This is a genomic window from Thioalkalivibrio sp. ALE16, assembly GCF_000381305.1.
GTDB lineage: Bacteria > Pseudomonadota > Gammaproteobacteria > Ectothiorhodospirales > Ectothiorhodospiraceae > Thioalkalivibrio.
Window position 1 is genome coordinate 14,619 of sequence record NZ_KB906357.1, and the last position, 22,207, is coordinate 36,825.

The 22,207-nt window shown below is 68.5% G+C and carries 20 protein-coding genes; 7 read left to right on the forward strand and 13 right to left on the reverse strand.

From position 1 onward, the window contains the following. Positions 1-15: 15 nt before the first annotated feature. From F627_RS0104570 to F627_RS0104585, 4 genes are all read left to right on the forward strand, one after another. Positions 16-807, forward strand: coding sequence for a YdcF family protein (locus tag F627_RS0104570; protein WP_019583408.1), 792 nt, complete (start codon positions 16-18; stop codon positions 805-807). Beyond that, entirely contained in the window at positions 807-2,882 is a 2,076-nt protein-coding gene (locus F627_RS0104575; RefSeq protein ID WP_019583409.1) for a hypothetical protein, read from the forward strand. The genes F627_RS0104570 and F627_RS0104575 overlap by 1 nt, the downstream gene beginning before the upstream one ends. Positions 2,883-3,128: 246 nt before the next feature. After that, on the forward strand, positions 3,129-3,758 hold the full coding sequence (locus F627_RS0104580) for a YdbL family protein (protein ID WP_018866893.1): 630 nt from the start codon (positions 3,129-3,131) through the stop codon (positions 3,756-3,758). Between the two features lie 38 nt (positions 3,759-3,796). Beyond that, the gene (locus tag F627_RS0104585) at positions 3,797-5,161 is read left to right on the forward strand and encodes a YihY/virulence factor BrkB family protein (RefSeq protein ID WP_018878558.1); all 1,365 of its coding nucleotides are present in this window, start codon (positions 3,797-3,799) and stop codon (positions 5,159-5,161) included. Positions 5,162-5,191: 30 nt separating this feature from the next. Here F627_RS0104585 and F627_RS0104590 read toward each other — a convergent pair whose 3' ends face one another. Next, complete coding sequence (locus tag F627_RS0104590; protein WP_018866891.1) at positions 5,192-5,623, reverse strand: SRPBCC family protein; 432 nt, start codon at positions 5,621-5,623, stop codon at positions 5,192-5,194. A gap of 462 nt (positions 5,624-6,085) precedes the next feature. On the opposite strand from F627_RS0104590, the gene F627_RS0104595 reads away from it, so the two are divergent. From F627_RS0104595 to F627_RS0104605, 3 genes are read left to right on the forward strand one after another with little or no spacing between them, the layout of a single operon-like run. Continuing rightward, entirely contained in the window at positions 6,086-6,544 is a 459-nt protein-coding gene (locus F627_RS0104595) for a hypothetical protein (protein WP_019583410.1), read from the forward strand. A gap of 30 nt (positions 6,545-6,574) precedes the next feature. Then, positions 6,575-7,702 carry an efflux RND transporter periplasmic adaptor subunit gene (locus F627_RS0104600; protein WP_019583411.1) on the forward strand — a complete coding sequence of 376 codons (1,128 nt, stop codon included), beginning with the start codon at positions 6,575-6,577 and terminating at the stop codon, positions 7,700-7,702. Beyond that, positions 7,699-10,857, forward strand: a complete 3,159-nt coding sequence (locus tag F627_RS0104605; protein ID WP_019583412.1) for an efflux RND transporter permease subunit — start codon at positions 7,699-7,701, stop codon at positions 10,855-10,857. Before F627_RS0104600 ends, F627_RS0104605 begins: the two co-directional genes overlap by 4 nt. Here F627_RS0104605 and F627_RS0104610 read toward each other — a convergent pair. The 12 genes from F627_RS0104610 to metG all read right to left on the reverse strand — a co-directional run bounded on the left by F627_RS0104610 (position 10,835) and on the right by metG (position 21,765). Then, on the reverse strand, positions 10,835-11,260 hold the full coding sequence (locus F627_RS0104610; RefSeq protein ID WP_018866887.1) for a DUF1841 family protein: 426 nt from the start codon (positions 11,258-11,260) through the stop codon (positions 10,835-10,837). The genes F627_RS0104605 and F627_RS0104610 overlap by 23 nt on opposite strands. A 25-nt stretch (positions 11,261-11,285) precedes the next feature. Further along, positions 11,286-11,933 carry an endonuclease III gene (gene nth / locus F627_RS0104615; RefSeq protein ID WP_018878554.1) on the reverse strand — a complete coding sequence of 216 codons (648 nt, stop codon included), beginning with the start codon at positions 11,931-11,933 and terminating at the stop codon, positions 11,286-11,288. 66 nt (positions 11,934-11,999) lie between these two features. Then, positions 12,000-12,437 (reverse strand): hypothetical protein, encoded by a 438-nt coding sequence (locus F627_RS0104620; RefSeq protein ID WP_018866885.1) that lies wholly within the window; start codon positions 12,435-12,437, stop codon positions 12,000-12,002. A gap of 108 nt (positions 12,438-12,545) precedes the next feature. Continuing rightward, a complete protein-coding gene (locus F627_RS0104625) occupies positions 12,546-13,247 on the reverse strand; it encodes an electron transport complex subunit E (RefSeq protein WP_019583413.1) in 702 nt (233 codons plus the stop codon). Next, positions 13,244-13,939, reverse strand: a complete 696-nt coding sequence (rsxG, locus tag F627_RS0104630; RefSeq protein WP_019583414.1) for an electron transport complex subunit RsxG — start codon at positions 13,937-13,939, stop codon at positions 13,244-13,246. Before rsxG ends, F627_RS0104625 begins: the two co-directional genes overlap by 4 nt. Further along, positions 13,932-14,993, reverse strand: a complete 1,062-nt coding sequence (gene rsxD / locus F627_RS0104635) for an electron transport complex subunit RsxD (RefSeq protein ID WP_018866882.1) — start codon at positions 14,991-14,993, stop codon at positions 13,932-13,934. Before rsxD ends, rsxG begins: the two co-directional genes overlap by 8 nt. Next, positions 14,993-16,642: an electron transport complex subunit RsxC gene (gene rsxC / locus F627_RS0104640; RefSeq protein ID WP_019583415.1), complete on the reverse strand. Its 1,650-nt coding sequence runs from the start codon at positions 16,640-16,642 to the stop codon at positions 14,993-14,995. Before rsxC ends, rsxD begins: the two co-directional genes overlap by 1 nt. Positions 16,643-16,674: 32 nt before the next feature. After that, a complete protein-coding gene (gene rsxB, locus F627_RS0104645) occupies positions 16,675-17,271 on the reverse strand; it encodes an electron transport complex subunit RsxB (protein ID WP_018875761.1) in 597 nt (198 codons plus the stop codon). Next, positions 17,268-17,846 carry an electron transport complex subunit RsxA gene (gene rsxA, locus F627_RS0104650; protein WP_018866879.1) on the reverse strand — a complete coding sequence of 193 codons (579 nt, stop codon included), beginning with the start codon at positions 17,844-17,846 and terminating at the stop codon, positions 17,268-17,270. Before rsxA ends, rsxB begins: the two co-directional genes overlap by 4 nt. A 444-nt stretch (positions 17,847-18,290) precedes the next feature. Further along, positions 18,291-18,998, reverse strand: coding sequence for a hypothetical protein (locus tag F627_RS0104655; protein ID WP_018866878.1), 708 nt, complete (start codon positions 18,996-18,998; stop codon positions 18,291-18,293). Beyond that, complete coding sequence (gene mtnB, locus F627_RS0104660) at positions 18,995-19,615, reverse strand: methylthioribulose 1-phosphate dehydratase (RefSeq protein ID WP_018866877.1); 621 nt, start codon at positions 19,613-19,615, stop codon at positions 18,995-18,997. Before mtnB ends, F627_RS0104655 begins: the two co-directional genes overlap by 4 nt. Positions 19,616-19,716: 101 nt before the next feature. Continuing rightward, the gene (gene metG / locus F627_RS0104665; protein ID WP_019583416.1) at positions 19,717-21,765 is read right to left on the reverse strand and encodes a methionine--tRNA ligase; all 2,049 of its coding nucleotides are present in this window, start codon (positions 21,763-21,765) and stop codon (positions 19,717-19,719) included. Positions 21,766-22,207: the final 442 nt, after the last annotated feature.

Consider the following 22,207-nt stretch of genomic DNA (forward strand, 5'->3'; position numbering starts at 1 on the left):
CGGGCGGAGACTCTCGTGCTCGCCACCCTGCAGACGATCGCCGAGCACCTGCTGCTGCCGCCCGGTCTGGGCATCACGCTGACCCTTGTGGGCGTGGCCTTGTGGTGGGCCGACTGGCGGGGTGGGCGGGCGTTGCTCGCCCTGGGCCTGCTGGCGCTGGTGCTGCCGAGCCTGAACATCGTGGCCCAGCCGCTGGCCCACAGCATCGAGCGTGACCTGCGCGACGGCGTAATCGCGGTGGGCCGGGCCGATGCCATCGTGGTGCTGGGGGGTGGCCGCTGGCCCGGGCGCGCCGAGGACGGCGGGCGTGACGCCCTGAACCCGCGGACCCACGAGCGCCTGCGCCATGCGGCGCGGCTGCACCGCGATACCGGCTTGCCGATCCTGGTCTCCGGCGGGCGTCCGGGTGCCTTGCCGGGGCGGCGCTCCGAGGCCGAGCTGATGGCGGCGAGCCTGCAGGGCGATCTGGGGGTGCCGGTGCGCTGGCTCGAGAACACCTCGCGCAACACCTGCGAGAACGCCACCCACACCCGCCAGCGACTCCAGAACAGTGATGTGCAGCGGGTACTGGTGGTGACCCAGGCGCTGCATCTGCCGCGTGCACTGGCCTGCTTCGAGCGCGCGGGACTGGCCGCCGACCCGGCCCCGGCCGGCTTTCGCGGCCCGACCGGCGACCCGATGCGGGTCGAGGACTTCCTGCCGCGACTGGATGCCCTGGAGACCTCCCGCTTCGCCCTGCGCGAGTGGCTGGCGCGTCTGGCGCGCCCGCTGCGCGATCGCCTGCCGGAGCGGGGCGACCCGGCCTGATGCACGCGCGGCGCGGTGCACCGGGCGCAGTGGCCGCGGCGGCCGGGCTGGTGCTTTTCCTGCTGGCGGGGTCGGCGATGGCCGCCGAATCCGCATCGGCTGCCACCGGTATCCAGCTCGACCTGCAGATCGAATCCCTGCTGCGCGAGGATCTCGATGCCCGCGGCCTGAGTACGCGGGTGCAATGGACGCGCGAAGGCCTGTCGCTGGAAATCCGCGCGGAACGCGTCGAGCTTCCCGCCCCGATCGGGACCCTGCGACGACTGCGGGTGGAATGTGGCGACCTGCGGCTCGGCCGTACCGAGGTCCGCTGCGAGGCCGCCCGACTCTGGGGGGATGCCGGGGATCTGGACCTGCGCGGCGCGCGGGTGCGCCTGGTCTGGGGCCGCGAGAGCGGTCAGCTGACCCTGGCGGGCGCCTGGCCGGGCTGGTTCGGGGCCAGCGGGGATGTTCGTGTGCACCGCGACCCGGCGCGCGGCTGGGATGTGCGGGCCGATCTCGACGGCATTGATCTGGCGGCGCTGGCCGCCTCCCCGCGCCTGCCGATGGAGCTGCCCGTGCACCTTGGCCAGGGCCGGGCGGATGTCGCGCTGCGCTGGCGTGAACGCGGCCGTTCGGAAGGCACCCTGCGGGTCCATGACCTCGCCTTCAGCGATGACCTCGGGCTCCAGGCGGGCGAGGAGCTGGATGCGCGACTGTGGGTCGCGGGGGACGCGAACGGCTGGGATGTGGAGGCGGCCGTGACGGCAGGCGTGGTGTTCGTGGATCCCTGGTTCGTGGATCTCGACGCCGAGGGGCCGGTCGTGCTGGAGGCCCGTGGCCTGGTGGCGGACGCCGACAACGGCTCGGCGCGCACGGATTTGCTCTCGCTGGACTATGGGGCGGCGGCGGCCCTGCAGGGGCAGGACCTGGCGTTCGCGCCCGGGCGCGGGCTGGAGGGCCGGGTCCAGGCGGAGATCGCGGCGCTGGGGGTGATCTACGACACCCTGCTGTCGCCCTGGCTGGTGGGGACCCCGCTGGGCGAGCTGGATGTCGCGGGTCACCTGGCGGGCGAGATCGAACTGCAGGATTCCATGCCGCGTTACATGCGTGCGGAGTGGTCCGGGGTGGAGGCGCAGGATCGCCGGGGACGCTTCGGTCTCAGTGGGGCGCGGGGTGGTCTCGACTGGTCGGACACGGTGCCGGGCGGTCCGGGGCGCATCGAAGTGGATGCCGCCCATCTCTACGGGCTCCCGTTCGATGCCTTCAGCGCGCAGGTGCGGGCGCGGCCACAGGGACTGGAGTTACTGGAGGCGACCGAGATCCCGATCCTCGATGGTGGGCTGCGGGTCGGGGCCTTCAGTCTGCAGCAGACGGAGACCGGGCCGGATGTGCAGTTTCAGGGCGGCATCCGGGCCATCAGCCTGGAGCCGTTGACCGAGGTGCTGGGATGGCCCCGGTTCTCCGGGCAGGTGGCGGGAATGATCCCGCGCGTCCGCCTGGAGGATGGCGACCTGAACGTGGACGGGCGGTTGCTGGTGCAGGTGTTTGACGGCGAGGTGGTGTTGCGCGATGTCTATATCCACGATCTGTTCGGCTACGCCCCGGAGCTGGGGCTGTCGACGCAGATTCAGCGCCTGGATCTGGAACTGGTCACCCGTGCCTTCGATTTCGGGCGTATCCAGGGCCGTCTGTCGGGCCACGTGAACGACCTGGTGATGGTGGACTGGTCGCCGGTGCATATGGATCTGGAGCTGATGACGCCGATGGACGCGCCGGGGCGGCGGCGCATCAGCCAGCGCGCGGTGGAAAACATCACCGAGCTGGGCGGCGGGATCCAGGCGGCGGCGTCGTCGATCTTTCTGCGCTTCTTCGAGAACTTCAGCTATCGCCGCCTGGGTTTCCGTTGCGAGCTGCGCGGGGACGTATGCACCGCCTCTGGCGTCGCCGATCGCCCCGATGACGGGTTCGTACTGGTCCAGGGTGGCGGGCTGCCGCAGATCCAGGTGATCGGGTACAACCGGCGGGTCGACTGGCCGGAGCTGATCAACCGCCTGGCCACGATCCAGGCGGGCGAGGGCCCGGTGGTGCAGTGACGAACCCGGGAAACACGGATTCATGTACACGCTCGCGCTCGAGTCGCTTTTGCGTGCGAACAAGGCGCGGTGCGCAGCCGGAAGTGGCGCTACCGGCAAGCGCCGCAACGCAGGATTGGGGAACCTGGGGTACCAACGCGAGCGTGTACATCAATCCGTGTTTCCCTGGCGTTTGGTTGTCATTCAGGATGATGGTGTAGATTGGGCACATGCGGGACGGACCCGCTCGAACAAGGGATGACAGGCATGAAGGCTTTGTGGAGTGTTCCGGGACTGGCGCTGGTGTTTGCCCTGCTGGCCGGCTGCGTGACCATCAATATCTACTTTCCCACCGCGGCTGCGGAGGAGGCGGCGCGTGCCATCGTGCGCGACGCGCTGCAGGTGCCGGACAGCGAGGCCGCGCCGCAGTCCGAGTCCGGTGCGCAGCTTCCGGCCCAGCCGCGTCATGCCGGCGCCGCGACGGGCAGCACGCCGGTGCTGGCCTGGGTGCTGGAGCGTCTGGTCAGCCCGGCCGCGGCGCAGAGCCCGGACCTGCAGATCGAGACCCCGGCGATCAATCGCATCCGGGCCTCGATGCGCGAGCGGGCGCCGCAGCTGGCCCCGCATTTCCGCAGCGGGGCGATCGGGTTCGGCAACAACGGCGACGTGGTGATCCGCGACCTCTCCGAGGTGCCACTGCGGGACCGCAGCACCGTACAGCGCCAGGTCAGCGAGGAGAACTCCGACCGCGATTCGCTCTACCGCGAGATCGCGCGCGCCAATGACCGCCCGGACTGGGAACGCCAGATCCGCGAGACCTTTGCCCGCGTCTGGGTGGAAGAGGCCCCGGCGGGCTACTGGTACCAGGACCGTAACGGCCAGTGGCGGCAGAAGTAGGGCCTGGTGACGGGGCCACATACCCACGGGAGTAATGCGTGGCGGGCGTAGCCTGGGCCGAACGCCTGGATGCCCGCCGGCGCCAGCTGGTCGAGCTGGTCCAGGACACGGACCTGTCGGCGCTGCCCTGGTGGAAGGCGGTCCCGCTGGGTGTCGTGCGGGGCCTGTTCGGCCTGGCCCGCGAGGTCTCCGAGGGCCAGCTGACGCTGCGGGCGATGAGCCTGGTCTACACCACCCTGCTGTCGATGGTGCCGCTGCTGGCGCTGTCGTTCTCGGTGCTCAAGGCCTTTGGTGCCCACAATGCGGTGGAGCCGTTCCTGCTGGGCGTGCTCGAGCCGCTGGGCGAGCAGGGGGTGGAGATCGCCCACAACGTGCTCGACTTTGTCGACAATATGCGCGTGGGCGTGCTCGGCTTCGTGGGCCTGCTGTTCCTGGTGTATACCGTCATCGCACTGGTGCAGAAGATCGAGCTGGCCTTCAACACCATCTGGCGGGTGGAGAACAGCCGCAGCCTGGCCCAGCGCTTTTCCAACTACCTGTCGGTGATCCTGATTGGTCCGGTGCTGGTGGTCTCGGCGCTGGGGCTGACCGCCACGGTGATGTCATCGGCCGCGATGCAGGCGATTGCCGGGGTCGAACCCTTCGGCATGCTGATTACCGAGATCTCGCGGCTGGTGCCGTACATCCTGATCATCTCCGCGTTCGCGTTCATCTACGTGTTCGTGCCGAACACCCGGGTCAAGATCCTCCCGGCGCTGATCGGCGCGGTGGTGGCCGGTTTCCTGTGGCAGAGCGTGGGCTGGGTATTCGCCAACATGGTGGCGGGTTCAACGCGCTATGCGGCGATCTATTCCAGCTTCGCCATCATGATCATGCTGCTGATCTGGATCTACCTCGCCTGGCTGATCCTGCTGATCGGGGCCAATGTCGCCTTCTTCGTCCAGCACCCGGAGTACATGAACGTGCGCGGCATCCGCCTGCGCCTGTCCGGGGCGGCACGCGAACGCATGGGGCTGCACCTGATGCAGCAGGTTGGCCAGCGCTTCCACGACGGGCGCCCGGCACCGACCCTGGACGAGGTGGCGGCGACCCTGGCGGTGCCGGGCAATGCCCTGGGTGATGCGGCGCGCCGGCTGGAAGAAGCCGGTCTGCTGTTGAAGGCGGGAAGCGAGGGCCAGCATCTGGTACCGGCCCGCGACCTGGACGCGATCCGCGTGGACGAAATCCTGGAGGCGCTGCGCGAGGACAGTGATGACCACGCCATTCGTCGTCTGCGCGGCAGCCTGAGTGTGGAGACGACGCTGAAAGAGGTGGATCAGGCGCGCGAGGAGCGCCTGAACGGGCGCACCCTGCGCGACCTGCTGGCGCGCCCCGATGCCAGTGCCGCGGCGGAGACCGCCTGACACCCGGCCACGCTGGGTTCAGGTTTGGGGTCAGGAACGGGCCGCCTCGGCGTCCAGCCGCTGCTGGGCCCGTGCCATCAGCTGGCCCGACACCCGGTCGACCAGCGACTGGGCCGCGCGCCGCACGGCCGCGTCGAGCAGCGGGTTCAGCTTGTACTCCAGTTCGAACTCCACGCGCGTGCGGTCCTCGCCCTCGGGGCTCAGGCGGTAGCTGCCCCGGTTCTGCACCCCGCGGATGGAGCGCCAGGCAAAGTGCTCCGGCGCGATCGCGGTGCAGACCTCGACATCGAAATCCATGCGCATCCCGGCGGCCCGAATGGTCCAGCGATAGCAGTCGTCACCCAGGCACTCGATATGCTCGACGTGGTCGCACAGGTCGACAAAGTTGGGCACGTGACTCAGCAACTCGAAGACCCGTTCCGGCTCGGCGCGCAGGGAAGTGGCGTGGGAGATGGTTCGCATGGCGCAGTCTTCTTGGCTAAAGGCTTTCCGTTTAAGAGCCTGGCCCCGGTCGGGGGTTCCCTGCAAGCCATGCGGGAACTACACGAGCGTGTACATTCACCGCTGTTTCCCGAGGGAAACACTGATTAATGTGCACGCTCGCGCTCGACTCGCTTTTGCGTGCGAACAAGGCGCGGTGACTGCCGTGCAGTCATTCTGCACAAGGGAGCCGCAACGCCGTTCCCGCGCCCGTTTTTGTCAACAACGGGCGGCCGTGCCCCTTCGTTCAATAGGTTGTGGGGTTGGCACCCCAGGTTCCCCGATCCTGCGTTGCGCCCCGAATCCATCAAAAACGGGCGGGTAGAACCACTACCCGCCGCACGACGCGCCTGGTCTCGAAGAACCTGGGGTGCCAACGCGAGTGTGTACATTGATCAGTGTTTCCCTAGGATAAGGGCTTTTCCCGAGCAAACGGATCTCCGTATGAACCCAGCGCCCGAGGGGCCCGTGCCCGACTTCCTGCAACGTTTCGAGGCCGGTTCCACCGGCATCCTGTACTGGGAGCAGCTGGAGCGGCTGTGGACGCTGCTGCGCGACCGCGCCGATGGCGGCTGGTACGTCTACGCGGTAGGGGATACCGTGCCCGTGGAACCGGTCTCCGCAGAGGATTTCCGGCGTTTCATCGACGAGGTCGACACCCTGCTGCGCCAGGATCACGACGAGGACTACTGCGGGATCGTCTACGTCGATGACCGCGAGGTGCCGGAATTCGTGAAGATCTTCGACCCCAACAACCTCGGCTCCAGCTGCGGCTCCTCGGGGCTGCGGGTGCTGCCGGGCTGGGTGCTGTCGCGCGTGCCGCCGGTGGACCTGCAGGCGGCGATGCCGCCGACCGGCAGCCGCCGGCGCTGGTGGCAGCGCCTGTTCGGCGGGGCAAAATGAGTACCGCCGGTACACAGGGGAGACGGGGCGATGGCTGATTCCTGGTGGCAGCGCCTGCGCGAACAGACGCGCGTGCTGATCGCGCTGGGCATCCTGCTGCTGGTGATCCTCTGGATCGCCTCGGGGATGTTCGGGCGCGAGGCCGACGAGGCGCCGCGGGCGGCCGAGCCGCAGCCGATGGCCGTGGCCGTGACCGCGCTGGAGGCGGAGCCGGTGGAGCGCCTGCTGGTGCTGCAGGGGCGGGTGGAGCCGGATCTGCGCGTGCTGGTGCGCGCCGAGACCGCCGGCCAGGTGGCCGAGTGGGAGGTGGCCCGCGGGGCACGCGTGGCGGCCGACGCGCCGCTGGCGCGGCTGCGCATGGATGACCGCGAGGCGCGCCGGCGCCAGGCGATCGCCCGGCTGCGCGGCGCCGAGAGCGAATACGAGGCCGCCCAGCGGCTGCACGATCAGGGCCATGTATCTCGCACCCAGCTGGAGGCCCGCGAGGCCGAGCGCGAGGCCGCCCGGGCGGAGCTGGAGGCGATCGAGCTGGATATCCGCAACACGCGCATCATCGCCCCGGTGGACGGGGTGGTGAATCAGCGCCTGGCGGAGCGGGGCGACTTCGTGGCCCGCGGAGACCCGGTGGCGGAGATCGTGGACAACGACCCGCTGCTGGCGGTGGTGCACGTGCCGCAGCACCAGATCGGGCGGGTGGAGTCGGGCCAGGCGGCGCGTATTCGCTTCCTCGACGGGCGTCGCGCCGAGGGCGAGGTGCGGTTCGTCTCGCGGGTGGCCGAGGCTGGCACCCAGACCTTCCGCGTGGAGGTCGAGGTCCCGAATGCCGACGAGGCGCTGCCCTCGGGGATCAGCGCCGGGGTCGAGATCCCGACCGAGACGGTCGCGGCGCACAAGCTGTCGCCGGCCTGGATGGGGCTGGACGACAGCGGCCGGGTCGGGGTGAAGACGGTGGATGACGACGACCGGGTGGTCTTCCACGCGGTCGAGGTGATCCGTGCCGCCACCGACGGCGTCTGGGTGACCGGGCTGCCGGAGCGCGCGCGGGTGATCACCATGGGCCACGGCTTCGTGACCCCGGGCGAGACCGTGCGGCCCCGGCCCATGGAGGCATCGACGGGCGCGGCCGGGCCGGAACCGGTGGGCGAGGCCCTGCGGTGAAGGCCCTGATCGCCTGGGCGGTGGAGCACGCCCGGACGGTGCTGCTGTTCCTGCTACTGATCCTGGTGCTGGGCGCGACCGCCTACCAGGTGGTGCCCAAGGAGGCGGCCCCCGAGATCGACATCCCCATCTTCTTCGTGTCCGTGCCCTATCCGGGGGTCAGTCCGGAGGATGCCGAGCGCCTGATGCTGCGCCCGCTGGAGCGCGAATTGCAGACCCTGCCCGGGGTGGACGAGATGCAGTCCTGGGCCGGCGAGGGCTTTGCCCTGGTGCGGCTGGACTTCGAGCCCGGCTGGGACAACCGCCGGGCCCTGTCGGACCTGCGCGAGGAGGTCGACCAGGTGCGCCCGGAACTGCCCGCCGGGGCCGAGGACCCGAGCGTCTCCGAGGTCGACCTGTCGCTGTTCCCGGTGCTCACGCTGAACCTGTCCGGGCCGCTGGACGAGCGCACGCTGGTGCGTCTGGCGCGCGACCTGCGCGACCGCGTGGAGGCGATCCCCGGGGTGCTGGAGGCGGATGTCGGCGGCGATCGCGAGGAGCAGATGGAGGTGCTGGTCGATCCGCTGGTGCTGGAGACCTTCGAGCTGTCGTTCGACGAGCTGACCCGGGCGATCGAACGCAACAACCGTCTGGTTGCGGCCGGGGCGCTGGATACCGGCGCCGGGCGCATCCCGCTGCGGGTGCCGGGCACCATCGATGACGTCGACGACGTGCTGGATACCGCGATCCGGGTGGAGGGCGACGCGGTGGTGCGGGTGCGCGATGTCGCCGAGGTCCGCCAGAGCTATCTGGACCCGGAGGGCTTCACCCGCATCGACGGACAGCCCTCGGTGTCGCTGGAGATCCGCAAGGCCTCGGAGGCCAACATCCTGGAGGTGGTGGCGGCCGCGCGCGCGACCATCGAGGCGGCGCGGGCCGACTGGCCGGAGACGGTCGAGGTCACCTACCTGCAGGACATGGCGCGCGATGTCGACGACCTGCTGGGCGATCTCGAGAACAGCGTGATCGCTGCGGTGCTGATCGTGGCGCTGGTGATTCTGGCAATGATGGGCGCGCGCGCGGCCCTGCTGGTGGGGGTGGCCATCCCCGGGGCCTTCCTCGGCGGCATCCTGGCGATCTATCTGATGGGCTTCACGCTCAATGTGGTGGTGCTGTTCGGGCTGATCCTGGTGGTCGGCATGCTGGTGGATGGCGCGGTCGTGGTGGTGGAGCTGGCTGACCGCTATGTGGCCGAGGGCATGCCGCGCCGGGAGGCCTTCCGCGCCGCGGCGCAGCGCATGTCCTGGCCGATCACCACCGCGATCGGGACCACGCTGGCGGTGTTCGCGCCGATGCTGCTGTGGCCCGGCATGGTCGGTGAGTTCATCGTCTACCTGCCAGCCACGGTGATCGTGACCCTGATCGCCTCGCTGGCGATGGCGCTGGTGTTTATCCCGGCGCTGGGGGCCGTGATCGGCCAGAGCCGGCCGATCAACGCGGCCCAGACGCGCTACGTGCGCGCGGCCGAGGATGGTCGCTATGACGAACTGCAGGGCCTGACCCGCGCCTACATCCGCCTGCTGCAGCCGCTGGTGCGTCGCCCCGGCTGGACGCTCGCGGGCACGCTGGCGCTGGTCGCCGCCGCCTATGCGCTGTATGCCCAGCAGGGGCGCGGGGTGGAGTTCTTCCCGCAGGTGGAGCCGGACTTCGTGCAGGTGCAGGTACAGGCGCGCGGCGACCTGTCGGTGTGGGAGGCGGACGCCCTGGTGCGACAGGTGGAGGGGCGCCTGCAGGGGGTGCCGCAGATCCAGCATGTCTATGCGCGGACCATCGGTACCCAGCTCGGGCGGCTGCAGGGCGACTACCCGGAAGATCTCGTCGGTCTGATCCAGCTGGAACTGGTCTCCTGGCGCGAGCGCCCGCCGGCGGCCGCGATCATCGAGGACCTGCGCCAGCGTACCGCCGACCTGCCGGGCATCCGCCTGCAGTTTCGCGCCCAGGAACGCGGGCCGCGCGAGGGCCGGCCGATCGTGGTCGAGGCCTCCAGCCGCCAGGCCGACCGCATTGCGCCGGTGATCCGCGAGATCCGCGCTGCGATGGACGAGCTGGGCGGCTTCGAGGACGTGACCGACGATCTGCCACTGCCCGGGGTGGAGCTGGAGGTGCGCTTCGATCGTGAGCAGGCGGCGCGCTTCGGCGTGGACGTGCCGCTGCTGGGCGAGGGGGTGCAGCTGCTGACCCGCGGCATCCAGCTTGGCAGCTACCGCCCGGACTACAGCGACGAGGAGGTGGATATCCGCCTGCGCCTGCCGGCGGAGCAGCGCCACCTGCAGCAACTGGCCACCCTGAACCTGCCCGGCGCGACCGGGCTGGTGCCGCTGGCGCATTTCGCGGAACTGGTGCCGGTACCGGCCACCGGTCTGATCAAGCGCCGCGACGGCGATCGCGCCTACAGCCTCGAGGCGGATGCGGCCAGTGGCTACCTGGTGGACGAGCGCCAGCGCGCGCTGGAGGCGCGCATCGCCGGCATGGACCTGGACCCGGAGGTGCAGCTGCGGTTTCGCGGCCAGGCCGAGGAGCAGGCCGAGGCGGCGCGCTTCCTGCTCGCGGCCTTTGCGCTGTCGCTGTTCCTGATGCTCGCGATGATGGTTACCCAGTTCAACCGGTTCTCGCAGGCGCTGCTGGTGATGTCGGCGATCGTGTTCTCCACCGCCGGGGTGCTACTGGCCCTGCTGCTGCGCGGGGAGCCATTCGGCATCGTGATGAGCGGGATCGGGGTGCTGGCGCTGGCCGGGATCGTGGTGAACAACAACATCGTGCTGATCGACACCTACAACGAGCAGCGCGGGCGCGGGCTGGATGCCCTGGAGGCGGCCCTGCGCGCGGCGGCCCAGCGCATGCGGCCGGTGCTGCTGACCGCGATCACCACCATCCTCGGCCTGATGCCGATGGTGCTGGCCTGGACCGTGGACTTCGCCGGAAGGGATTTCTACGTCGGGGCGCCGGTGACCGGCTTCTGGGTGCAGCTCGCGACCGCGATCGCCGGGGGGCTGTTCATTGCCACGCCGCTGACGTTGCTGTTCACCCCCGCGATGCTGGTGCTGCTGGATCGGCTGGGACTGGACCGGCAGCCGGCGCCGGCCGAACAGTCGGCTACCGGCTCGCCAGGCGCTTGAGGCACTCGAGGTAGGCGTTCTCGTCCGGTGCGCTGTTGCTGCGCTGGGCCTCCCACAGGGTCTGGCCGAGGCATTCCATCATGCGGTGCTCGGCGTCCATCACGCCAAACCGGGCGCACAGGCCCTGGTGCAGTTCGCGGATGCCCGCGGGCCGGTCGGTTCGCGCCTGGTCGCGCAGGCTCAGGTGCATCGCCATGTGCAGGAACGGATTGGAGGTGCCCAGCTCCGGCGGGAACTCGCCGGTCAGCGCGGTCTCGCGGTCCTTCAGGTATTCGTGGTACTCGGGGTGTTCCGAGATCACGTCCACCAGTTGCTGCTCCAGGTCGGTGACGGGCTCGCCGGCTTGCGCCTTCTGCCAGGCGTCGACGAACTGGGTACGGATCTGGTCGCGGTTGCCGTACATGCGGGTTGTCCTCGGAGTTGGGGTGTCAGGCGCCCGCGGGCGGCGGGGTCTTGGCCTTGTATTCGCACAGGTCGGCGATCGGGCAGCGCCAGCATTCCGGCTTGCGTGCCTTGCAGACATAGCGGCCGTGCAGGATCAGCCAGTGATGGGCGTCCTGCAAGTAGGCCTTCGGGGTCAGGCGCATCAGGCGCTTCTCCACCTCGAGCACGGTCTTGCCCCTGGCCAGCCCGGTGCGGTTGGCGACCCGGAAGATATGGGTGTCCACCGCGATGGTGGGGACGCCGAAGGCGGTGTTGAGGATGACGTTGGCGGTCTTGCGGCCCACACCCGGCAGGGCCTCCAGCGATTTGCGGTCGCGTGGAACCTCGCCGCCGTGCTGGTCGACCAGGATGCGGCAGGTCTTGATCACGTTCTCGGCCTTGGCGTTGTACAGGCCGATGGTCTTGATGTGTTCCTTCAGCCCGTCCAGGCCCAGTTCGAGGATGCCCTCGGGGGTGTTGGCGACGGGGTAGAGGCGGCGGGTGGCCTTGTTGACGCCGACATCCGTGGCCTGGGCCGACAGAATGACCGCGATCAGGAGTTCGAAGGGGGTGTCGTACTCGAGCTCGGTGGTCGGCTCGGGATTCGCCGCCTTCAGGCGCTCGAAGATGGCTTCTCGCTTTGCGGCGTTCATGGATGCGGAGGCTCCAAACAAACCGGCCCCGCTTCGCGGGGCCGGCAACTCGCGTAGTGGCGTTGCTCAGACGTGGCGGAACATGCCGACATCCGGCGCGGCGTCGCGCGGGTTGGATTCGGCTTCCTTCTCCAGATCCTTGATCAGCTTGGCGTGCTTCTCTTCCAGATCATGCATCGCCTTTTCGTCCAGCTTCGGGAAGATGACGTCGCGGATGAACGAACCCAGTTCGTCCAGGCAGCTCGGCCAGTACTTGTCGTTCAGGTGGAACGAGTGGTGGGCGTGGGTGCCCATCGGGTAGCTGTCGAACTTGCGGATCATGGTGTAGGACAGGTCGCTGTCCTTCTCGACGAAGTCCTTGGCCCAGTCGTACCACCACTTGTAGTACTTCTCCTGCAGGTCGTCGTTGAACCCGTGGTTCTCGAAAAAGGCGGCGATCGTGCCGCGCGGGGCGAGGCCGTAGCGCGTGCCGCGCTTGCCAGCAAACGGGAAATGTCCAGCCATGCCAATCTCCTGGGACGTTTGAGTGTCCGGGGCGCGCGGCCCCGGTAGAACGGATTCGTGGCGCCGGAAGTTTACCGGCTGACGGCCAGGAATCAAGGCCGGTTCGGTTCAGGCGTTGTCGGGCGCGGCTTCGGAATCGGTGGCGCTCTCGTCGCGGCTGGCGGTCGGCTCCGGCTCGAACTGGCTGTCGATCCAGTTCTTCGCGGCGATCAGCAGGCCCATGGCCATGAAGGCGCCCGGGGGCAGCAGGGCCAGCAGGAAGCCGTGCTCGGAGGGATAGAGCTGCAGGGTCATTCCGTGCCCCCACTCGCCGAACAGCAGGTGGGCATTGGCCATCAGCGTGCCCTGGCCAAGGACCTCGCGCAGCGCACCCAGGGCGATCAGCACGCCGGTGAAGCCCAGGCCCATCATCAGGCCGTCCAGGGCGGCGCGCGGCACCGAGTTGCGCGAGGCGAAGGCCTCGGCGCGACCGATGATGGCGCAGTTGGTGACGATCAGCGGGATAAAGATCCCGAGGATCAGGTACAGCCCGTGGAACCAGGCATTCATCGCCAGCTCGATCGCGGTGACGATGGAGGCGATGATCAGCACGTACACGGGGATGCGGATCTCCGGGCGCGCGTGATTGCGGATCAGCGAGACCAGCACATTGGACAGCAGCAGGGTCAGGGTGGTCGCGATGCCGAGGCCGATCGCGTTGACCATGGTGCCGGAGATCGCCAGCAGGGGGCACAGCCCCAGCAGCTGCACCAGCCCGGGGTTGTTGTGCCACAGGCCGTCGCGAATGATGTCGGTCAGGGTCGGGTTCATCGGCTTGCCTCGTCGTCCCCGTGGTCCTCGGGCTGCGGGAGCGGTTCCGCCATGGAGCGGGCTTCGTCGGGCCGGGTCGCCAGCAGCTCCTCGCGGTGTTCGTCGAAGTATTGCAGCGTGCGATAAACGGCGCGAACCACCGCACGCGGGGTGATGGTGGCGCCGGTGAACTGGTCGAAGACGCCGCCGTCCTTGCGCACGTGCCAGTCCTCGGCCGGGGGGTTCCCCAGCGAGCGGCCGTCGAAGTCGTGGATCCAGTCGGAGCGCTCGGCCTCGATGGCGTCTCCCAGACCCGGGGTCTCGCGATGCGCGGAGACGCGCACCCCCTGGAGCTCGCCGTCGCGATCTACGCCGATCAGCAGGTGGATGTCGCCACTGTAGCCATCGCGCGCGATCGCGGAAAACACGATGCCGACCACTTCGTCATCGGCATCGCGGGCGAACCAGGCCGGCAGGTGGTCACCGCCCAGGAGGTCATGGCCGAGATCGATGGTGTCGTGCACGGGGTCGTTCCGGTAATCCAGGTCGCCGGTCAGCTCCGCGATGCGGTTGCGGTTGACCGCCATGCGGTTCTCCTCGATGCGGGCCTCGGTCGTGCCCTGGACGAGGGCGACGATCCCCGCCCCGGCGGCCGCAAAGCCGGCGAGCAGGGCGGTGGCCAGCAGGATGTCGCGGGGCTTCAGGTCAAGCATGCCCGTCCCCCGGCGGCGGTCCGCGGCGCGAGCGCCCGAAGATGCGCGGCCGCGTCAGGTGGTCCAGGGTCGGGGCGACCATATTCATCAGCAGCACGGCGAAGGCGACCGCATCCGGGTAGCCGCCCCAGGTGCGGATAATGAAGATCAGCACGCCGATGCCGGCGCCGTAGAGGATGCGACCCAGCGGCGTGGTGGAGGCGGAGACCGGATCGGTGGCGATGAAGAAGGCGCCGATGATGACCGCGCCACTGAAGACGTGGAACGCCGGCGAGGCAAAGGAGTCCGGGTCCAGCATCCAGAAGAAGCCGGCCGGGATGGCCACGCCCAGGATCACCGCCAGCGGGATATGCCAGTGGATGATGCGCCGGAACAGCAGGTACAGGCCGCCGAGCAGGAAGAAATTGCCGATCCACTCCCAGCTGGTCTCGCTGAAGCTGCCGAACAGCGGGCTCGCGGTGACCTCGCTGACGGTACGCCCGGCTCCCAGGCCCTCGCGCATTGCGTCCAGGGGCGTGGCGCGGGTGATCGTGTCCCACTCGAGTGCGGCCGGGAGGCTGCCAGTGAGCACGGTCTGCAGCGTCTGGCCCAGGCCCAGCGACAGGTCGGAGAGGGTGTCCGGCGCGGGCCACAGGGCCATCTCCCGCGGGAACGAGACCAGCACGACCACGTAGCCGACCATCGCGGGGTTGAACGGGTTGTAGCCGAGCCCGCCATACAGGTGCTTGGCCACCACGATCGCGAAGGCGATACCGATCAGGGTGACCCAGATCGGCGTCAGCGGCGGTACGGCAAGGGCGAACAGCCAGCCGGTCACGATGGCCGAGTTGTCGCTCAGGGTGGCCATGACCGGGCGCTTGCGGGCCGCCACGATCGCAGCCTCGAAGGCCACGGCGAACAGCACCGCCAGGACCACGTTGACCAGGACGCCCCAGCCGAAGAACCAGGCCATGGCCAGGGTGCCGGGTACCAGGGCCATCTGGACCTGCTGCATGACCCCGCCCACCGAGTGGGCCGGGATCATGTGCGGCGAGGATTCGGTGCGAAAGCGCATCAGCGGCTGCCCGAGTCCGTGGAATCGCGCGGGCCGGATTCGCTGGATGTGCCGGCCTCCGCGGTGCCGGCGTTGTCCTGTCCGTCCCCCGGGGTCTCGGCGGGTTGTGCGGCCTTGGCGGCCTTGCGCGCGCGGGCGCGTTCCAGCGCGGCCTGGATGGCGGCCTGCTTGTCGTCGTCGGCGCCTTCCTCGCCCTCTTTCTTCTTTACCGCCGCCTTCTTCCTGGCCATGCGCTCGGCCTTCTCGCGTTCCTCGCGCTCGATGCGCTCCTGGCGGAACTCATAGCGTTCGCGGGCGATGTCGGACTTCTGCCGTTCCTTCTCGCGCGCCCAGATCTCGTTCTTGGCGTAGCGGTAGTACTGCACCAGCGGGATGTTGCTGGGGCAGACATGCGCGCAGCAGCCGCACTCGATGCAGTCGAACAGGCCGTAGTCCTGGATCGCGTCGAAGTCCTTGGCCTTGGCCTGCCAGTAGAGCTGCTGCGGCAGCAACTGGGCGGGGCAGGCGGCCGCACACTCGCCGCAGCGGATGCAGGGCATCACCGGCCCCGGGGGCGGGGTGTCCTGGGGGCGAGTGGCGAGCAGGCAGTTGGTGCCCTTGATCACGGGTATGGCGTCGTCGTGGACCGCGAAACCCATCATCGGGCCGCCCATCACCAGGCGATCCACCCCATCGGCGTAACCGCCGGTCGCGGCGATGACGTCGGCGAACGGGGTCCCCAGCAGGGCCTCGACATTGCGCGGGTGCCGCACGCCCGGCCCGGTAACGGTGACGATGCGCGACAGCAGGGGGCGCCCCTGGATGATCGCGTCGCAGACCGCCTTGAAGGTGCCGGGATTGTTGCAGACCATCCCGACATCGGCCGGAAGACCGCCGCTGGGAACCTCCTGGCCGGTCAGCACCTTGATCAGCTGGCGTTCGCCGCCGGTGGGGTAGAGGGAGGGGACCGAGACCAGCTGGATCAGCTCGCGCAGTTCGCCCGGCAGGTTTTCGGTGAGGGCCCGCATCGCCTCGGGCATGTTGTCTTCCACCGCGAACAGCACCCGTTCGACGTCCAGCAGGTGGGCGACGATGCGAATGCCCTCGAACACCGCCTCCGGGGCGGTGCGCAGCAGCATGTCATCGGCGCTGATGTAGGGCTCGCACTCGGCCCCGTTCACGATCAATGTATGGATGCGCTGACCGGCGCGCGGGTTGAGCTTGACCGCGGTGGGAAAGGCGGCCCCGCCCAGCCCGACGATGCCGGCGTCGCGGATGCGCTGGCGCAGCTTGCGCGGATCGCGGGTATCCCAGTCCAGCCAGGGTTCCATGCGGGTGTCGCCCCAGGCGTCGCGCCCGTCGGTCTGGATGACCACACAGGGGGCGTCCAGACCGGAGGGATGGGGCACCGCGTGCGGGGCGATCTCGATCACCTCCCCGGAACTGGGGGCGTGCACGTGGGCGGCGATATATCCCTTGGACTGGCCGATGCGCTGACCCTTGGTCACGTAGTCGCCGACCGCCACGCAGGGCTCCGCGGCCTCGCCGATGTGCTGGCCCAGCGGGACGATCAGCTGCGGAGGCACGCCCATCACCAGCACCGGATCGCGGGTGCTGGCTTCGGTCTCGTCGGCCAGTTTCAGGCCCCCGTGGAAGCGATGCAGCTGCATAAGCGTATTCTAACGGTTTGCGGACATCCGACTCAGTCGGAAGCCCCCGAACCGTCCGCGATGGCGTGGATGGGCCGCTTGATGGGCTGCTCGATGGGCGAGGGTTCCGGTTCCGACCAGCGCCATTCGGTGATGTCGGTGCCGACCGGAACCATGGTGATGCAGTCGACCGGACAGGGCTCGATGCACAGCTCGCATCCGGTGCATTCCTCCTCGATCACGGTGTGCATCTGCTTGGCGGCCCCGAGGATGGCATCCACCGGGCAGGCCTGAATGCACAGGGTGCAGCCGATGCAGATGTTCTCGTCGATGATCGCGACGGCCTTCTCCTGCTCTTCTTCCTCCAGCGGGGTGGGCTCGCGGTCGAGCAGGTCGGCCAGGGCCTGGACCGTGGCCTGACCGCCGGGCGGGCAGCGGTTGATGTCCGCCTCGCCGGCGGCGATGGCCTCGGCATACGGCCGGCAGCCGGGGTAGGAGCACTGGCCGCACTGGGTCTGCGGCAGCAGGGCGTCGATCTGGTCCACCACCGGGTCGGCCTCGACCCGGAAGCGCTGCGCGGCGAACCCCAGGATCAGCCCGAATGCAGCGGCCAGGCCGCCGATCGCGAGGATGGCGTAAAGCACGCTCACAGCCGCACCAGCCCGGAGAAGCCCATGAACGCCAGCGACATCAGCCCGGCGGTGACCATGGCGATGGCGCTGCCGCGGAACATCACCGGCACATCGGCCACGGCGATGCGCTCGCGGATCGCGGAGAACAGGATCAGCACCAGCGAAAAACCGACCGCGGCGCCGAAACCGTACAGGGCCGACTCGACAAAATTGTGTGCCTCCTGGACGTTGAGCAGGGCCACGCCCAGCACCGCGCAGTTGGTGGTGATCAGCGGCAGGAAGATCCCCAGCACGTTGTAGAGCAGGGGCGAGGTCTTGCGCACCACCAGCTCGGTGAACTGCACCACCGCCGCGATTACCAGGATGAAGGCGATGGTGCGCAGGTATTCCAGCCCGAGCGGGGTCAGCAGGTATTCATTGATCACGTAGGAACTGACGGCGGACAACGTCAGGACGAAGGTCGTGGCCAGGCCCATGCCGGTGGCCGTCTCGACCTTGCGCGAGACCCCCATGAACGGGCACAGGCCCAGAAACTTCACCAGTACGAAGTTGTTCACGAGGATCGTACTGATGAGGATCAGGACGTATTCCACGAAAAATCCGAGTCGTCAGGTCAACAACACAGTATCGGCGACGGGCGGTGCCCGCTCAACCCTGCCCGCGACGGGGCCATTGCCCTTTCCGGGCGCGAAACCTAGGGAGACGCTGATTGAATCGCACGTCCGCGCTCGAGTCGCTTTTGCGTGCGAACAAGGCGCGGTGACTGCCGTGCAGTCATTCTGCACAAAGGAGCCGCAACGCCGTTCCCGCGCCCGTTGTTGATCAAAAAAACGGGCGGCCGAGCCCCTGCTTTCAATAGCTTGTGGGGTTGGTGCCCCCTGTTCCCCGATCCTGCGTTGCGCCGCTTGCGGGTAGAACCACTACCCGCTACACGACGCGCCTTGTCTCGGAAAACAGGGGGCACCAACGCGGACGTGCGATTCAATCAGCGTCTCCCTAGTCCGGCGCGTGGCCGAGGCCGGGAATGTCGAGTCAGATTAGCGCCCGTCGGCGGTGTCGGAGATGAGCGAGGTCAAGGGCCGCACCGGATGGTCGTCCTCGGCCTGGGGGTCCGCGGCCGGGCGAGCGGTCAGCAGCCAGGCCTGGTGGGCGGCGTCCAGCTCGTCACGGCGGGTGGACAGCACCAGCACGGTCTCCGGCGTCAGGCCGATCTCCTCCGCGAGACGACGGTAGCTGCCGGCATCGCGGCGGCCACCGATGCGGGTGTCGAACAGTCCGGTCAGGTGTTGTTCGACCTCCGGGTGCGGGCCGTGGCGCAGCCAGTCGCGCTGTACCGGTGCCGGGGTCGCGCCGAAGCTGTACAGGGCCACTCCGCTGCGGTGCAGCCGGTCCAGCGTCGCGGCGGTTTCCCGGGAGAGTTGTGGCTGCAGGGCCCCGGCCTCCAGCGCATCGGCCCAGACCATCCCCTGGAGCTGGCGCACCGGCGTGATGTCCTGCCCGCCCCGGATCCACGCGCGGATCTGGGACAGCAGCCCGTCGACGTCCAGCTCGCGCCCGGAGTAGGCGAGGATGTCCGTCAGCGTCCGCTGGACCGCGGTGGACTCGGCGTGACGCTCGAGGAAGTCCGGCAGCGCCTCGAGGGCGTGCGGTTCCAGCGTATCGCGCAGCACGCCGGACGGGGCGAGGACCCCCTCGAAGGCCAGGATGACGGCCTGGGGGGCGGGGTGAGCGGAGGTTGAGGTCATAGGGGTAGCTGGCGGGCCAGCGTTTCGCATTCGAACATGAACTCGAAGGCCTCGGTGCGCTGCATGGCCCGTTCCACCGTCTCGCCCCAGGTGTAGAGCCCGTGACCGCCGATCAGGTAACCGGCAAGTGCCGGGTCGCGGTCCATGGCGGCGTCGACCCGGGCGGCCAGCTGCTGCATGTCCGGCTCGTTGGCGAACACCGGGATGCGAATGCCGCGCGCGGGGTGTTCGCAGCCGGGGAGTTCGCGCAGGGCCTCGTAGTCGCGCAGCAGCAGCGAGCCCGTGACCTGCCGCGACAGCACGGTACCCTGCACGCTGTGCGTATGCAGGACGGCGCCGAGCTGCGCGTCGCGGCGGTACATGATGATGTGCAGGAAGGTCTCGGGGCCGGGTTCGCCGCTGCCGGTGACCCGATGCCCTTCGAGATCCACCACCATGAAGTCGTGGGCGTCCAGCAGGTCCTTGCTGCGCCCCGGGGCGGTAATCACGATATGCCGGTCGTCCAGACGCGCGGAGAAGTGCCCGGTGCGCGCGGGGAGCCAGCCGCGGTCCGCGAGTTCGCGTCCGGCTTCGGCCAGCAGGCGAACCTGCGCTTTGAATTCGGGGCTTTGTTCCATGCGTCCGGGTGTCGACAAAAGAGCGGCAGCTTACGCGAGGCTCGGGTGCAAATCCATGGGCCGCGCGCGTTCCGTTGCGTTCTCGCCGGTCGGGACGGGCATCACTTGACGCGCATGCCGGGGCGGGCCCCGTCATCCGGGTTCAGGATGTAGAGCTCCGAGCCACCCGGGCCGGCGGCCAGCACCATGCCCTCGGAGACGCCGAAGCGCATCTTGCGCGGGGCCAGGTTGGCGACCATCACGGTATGCCGACCGATCAGGTCCTCCGGTGCGTAGGCGGACTTGATGCCGGCGAATACCTGGCGCGTCTCGGAACCGATATCCAGGGTGAGCTTCAGCAGCTTGTCGGCGCCCTCCACGTGCTCGGCATCGGCGATACGTGCGATACGCAGGTCGACCCGGGCAAAGGTATCGAAGTCGATGGTCTCGGCAATCGGGTCCACGTTCGCCTCCGTGGCCTGTTCAGGGGCTGCGTTGTCAGGGCTGCTGGTCTCGGTGGCGGCCAGGGTGGCCTTCGAGGCCTCGAGCAACTTGTCGATGGTCTCCGGCTCGATGCGCGTCATCAGCGGCTTGAACTTCTGGATGGAACGTCCGATCAGGGGTTCGCGGTTCGCCCAGCGGGTGTCGTCCAGGTTCAGGAACGCAGCGGCGTCGGCCGCCAGTTTCGGCAGCACCGGGGCGAGATAGACAATCAGGATGCGGAACAGGTCCAGCCCCTGGGTGTTGATCGCCTGCACCTCGGCCTCGCGACCTTCCTGCTTGGCCAGCACCCAGGGCTGGGCCTCGTCGATGTACTGGTTGGCCTGGTCCGCCAGCGCCATGATGCGGCGCATCGCCTGGGCGAACTCGCGCCGCTCGAATGCCGCCGCGATCGCCTCGCCCTCGGCGACGAAGGCGTCGTGCAGGTCCGGGCGCGGGAGTTCCGCGGCCAGATGGCCGTCGAAGCGCTTGTGGATGAAGCCGGCGCAGCGGCTGGCGATGTTGACCACCTTGCCGACCAGGTCCGAGTTCACGCGCTGCACGAAGTCGTCCAGGTTCAGATCCAGGTCGTCGACCCCGTCCCCCAGTTTGGCGGCCAGGTAGTAGCGCAGCGATTCGGGGTTCAGGTGGTCCAGGTAGTCGCGGGCGCGGATGAAGGTCCCGCGCGACTTGGACATCTTCTGGCCGTTGACCGTCAGAAAGCCGTGGCAGAAGACCGCCGACGGGGTGCGAAAGCCCGCGCCATGCAGCATGGCCGGCCAGAACAGGGTGTGGAAGTAGGCGATGTCCTTGCCGATGAAGTGGTACAGCTCGGCGTCGGAGTCCGCGCCCCACCAGGCGTTGAAGTCCAGGCCCTGCTGCTCGGCGAAGGCGCGAAAGCTCGCCATGTAGCCGATCGGGGCGTCCAGCCACACGTAGAAGTACTTGCCCGGCGCGTCGGGGATCTCGAAGCCGAAGTAGGGCTTGTCACGGGAGATGTCCCAGTCGCTCAGGCCGGTCTCGAACCATTCGTCCAGCTTGTTGCGGATCGCGTCCTGCAGACGGCCGGAGCGGGTCCAGTCGCGCAGGAAGGCCTCGAAGTCGCCCAGCTTGAAGAAGTAGTGCTCCGAGGCGCGTGACTCCGGGCGCGCGCCGCTGATGGCCGATACCGCGTCTTTCAGGTCCATCGGGCTGTAGGTCGCGCCGCAGGCCTCGCAGGAGTCGCCGTACTGCTCCTGCGCGCCGCATTTGGGGCAGGTGCCCTTGATGAAGCGATCCGGCAGGAACATCCCGGCCTCGGGGTCATAGGCCTGGTCGATGGTGCGGGTCTCGATGTGCCCGGCGTCGCGCAGGGCCTTGTAGATCTGGCCGGCCAGCTCGCGGTTCTCGTCGGAGTGCGTCGAGTGGTAGTGATCAAAGCCGATCAGGAATTCGCTGAAGTCGGCCTCGTGTTCCTGGCGCACCCGCGCGATCAGTTCCTCGGGTTCGATGCCCTCGGCACGGGCCTTGAGCATGATCGGCGTGCCGTGGGCGTCGTCCGCGCATACGTAGATCACCCCGTGGCCCCGCGCACGCTGGTACCGCACCCAGATGTCGGTCTGGATGTATTCCACCAGGTGCCCGAGATGGATCGGGCCGTTGGCGTAGGGCAGGGCGCTGGTGACGAGGATCTTGCGCGGGGTTTCGGTCATTGCTTGGCTCGTGATGGGCGGCGCCGGGCCGCGGGTGCAGGGGCGCTATTGTCGGGTGTGTCCGGCGGCTTGTCGAGGCGCAGCGCGGGCTGGGCCCGCTTGTCCACAGAAGCTGTGGATAAGTCTGTGGGAAACCCGGTGGAATCGGTCGCTACCCCTTGCCACACAAGGGCGCATGACAAATTGGTTAAAAATCGACCAACCCAAAAGAAAGCCAATAAAACATGAATTTAAACAACTATTGTGCAGCGTTTTGGACGTTTGTGCGGCTATCTAGGCCTGTCTTCCCCGTATGCGCCATGTTTGTGCATAAAACCGTTGCGAAAGGCTTGACACCCGGCCGGATGAGCATGTTTGGGCCCCGGGAAAGGACTGGCACTGCGTGTTGCCATTGGCGTGCCGTACCGGTGCCAGTAGAATCGCGCGGTCACCCTTCAATTGC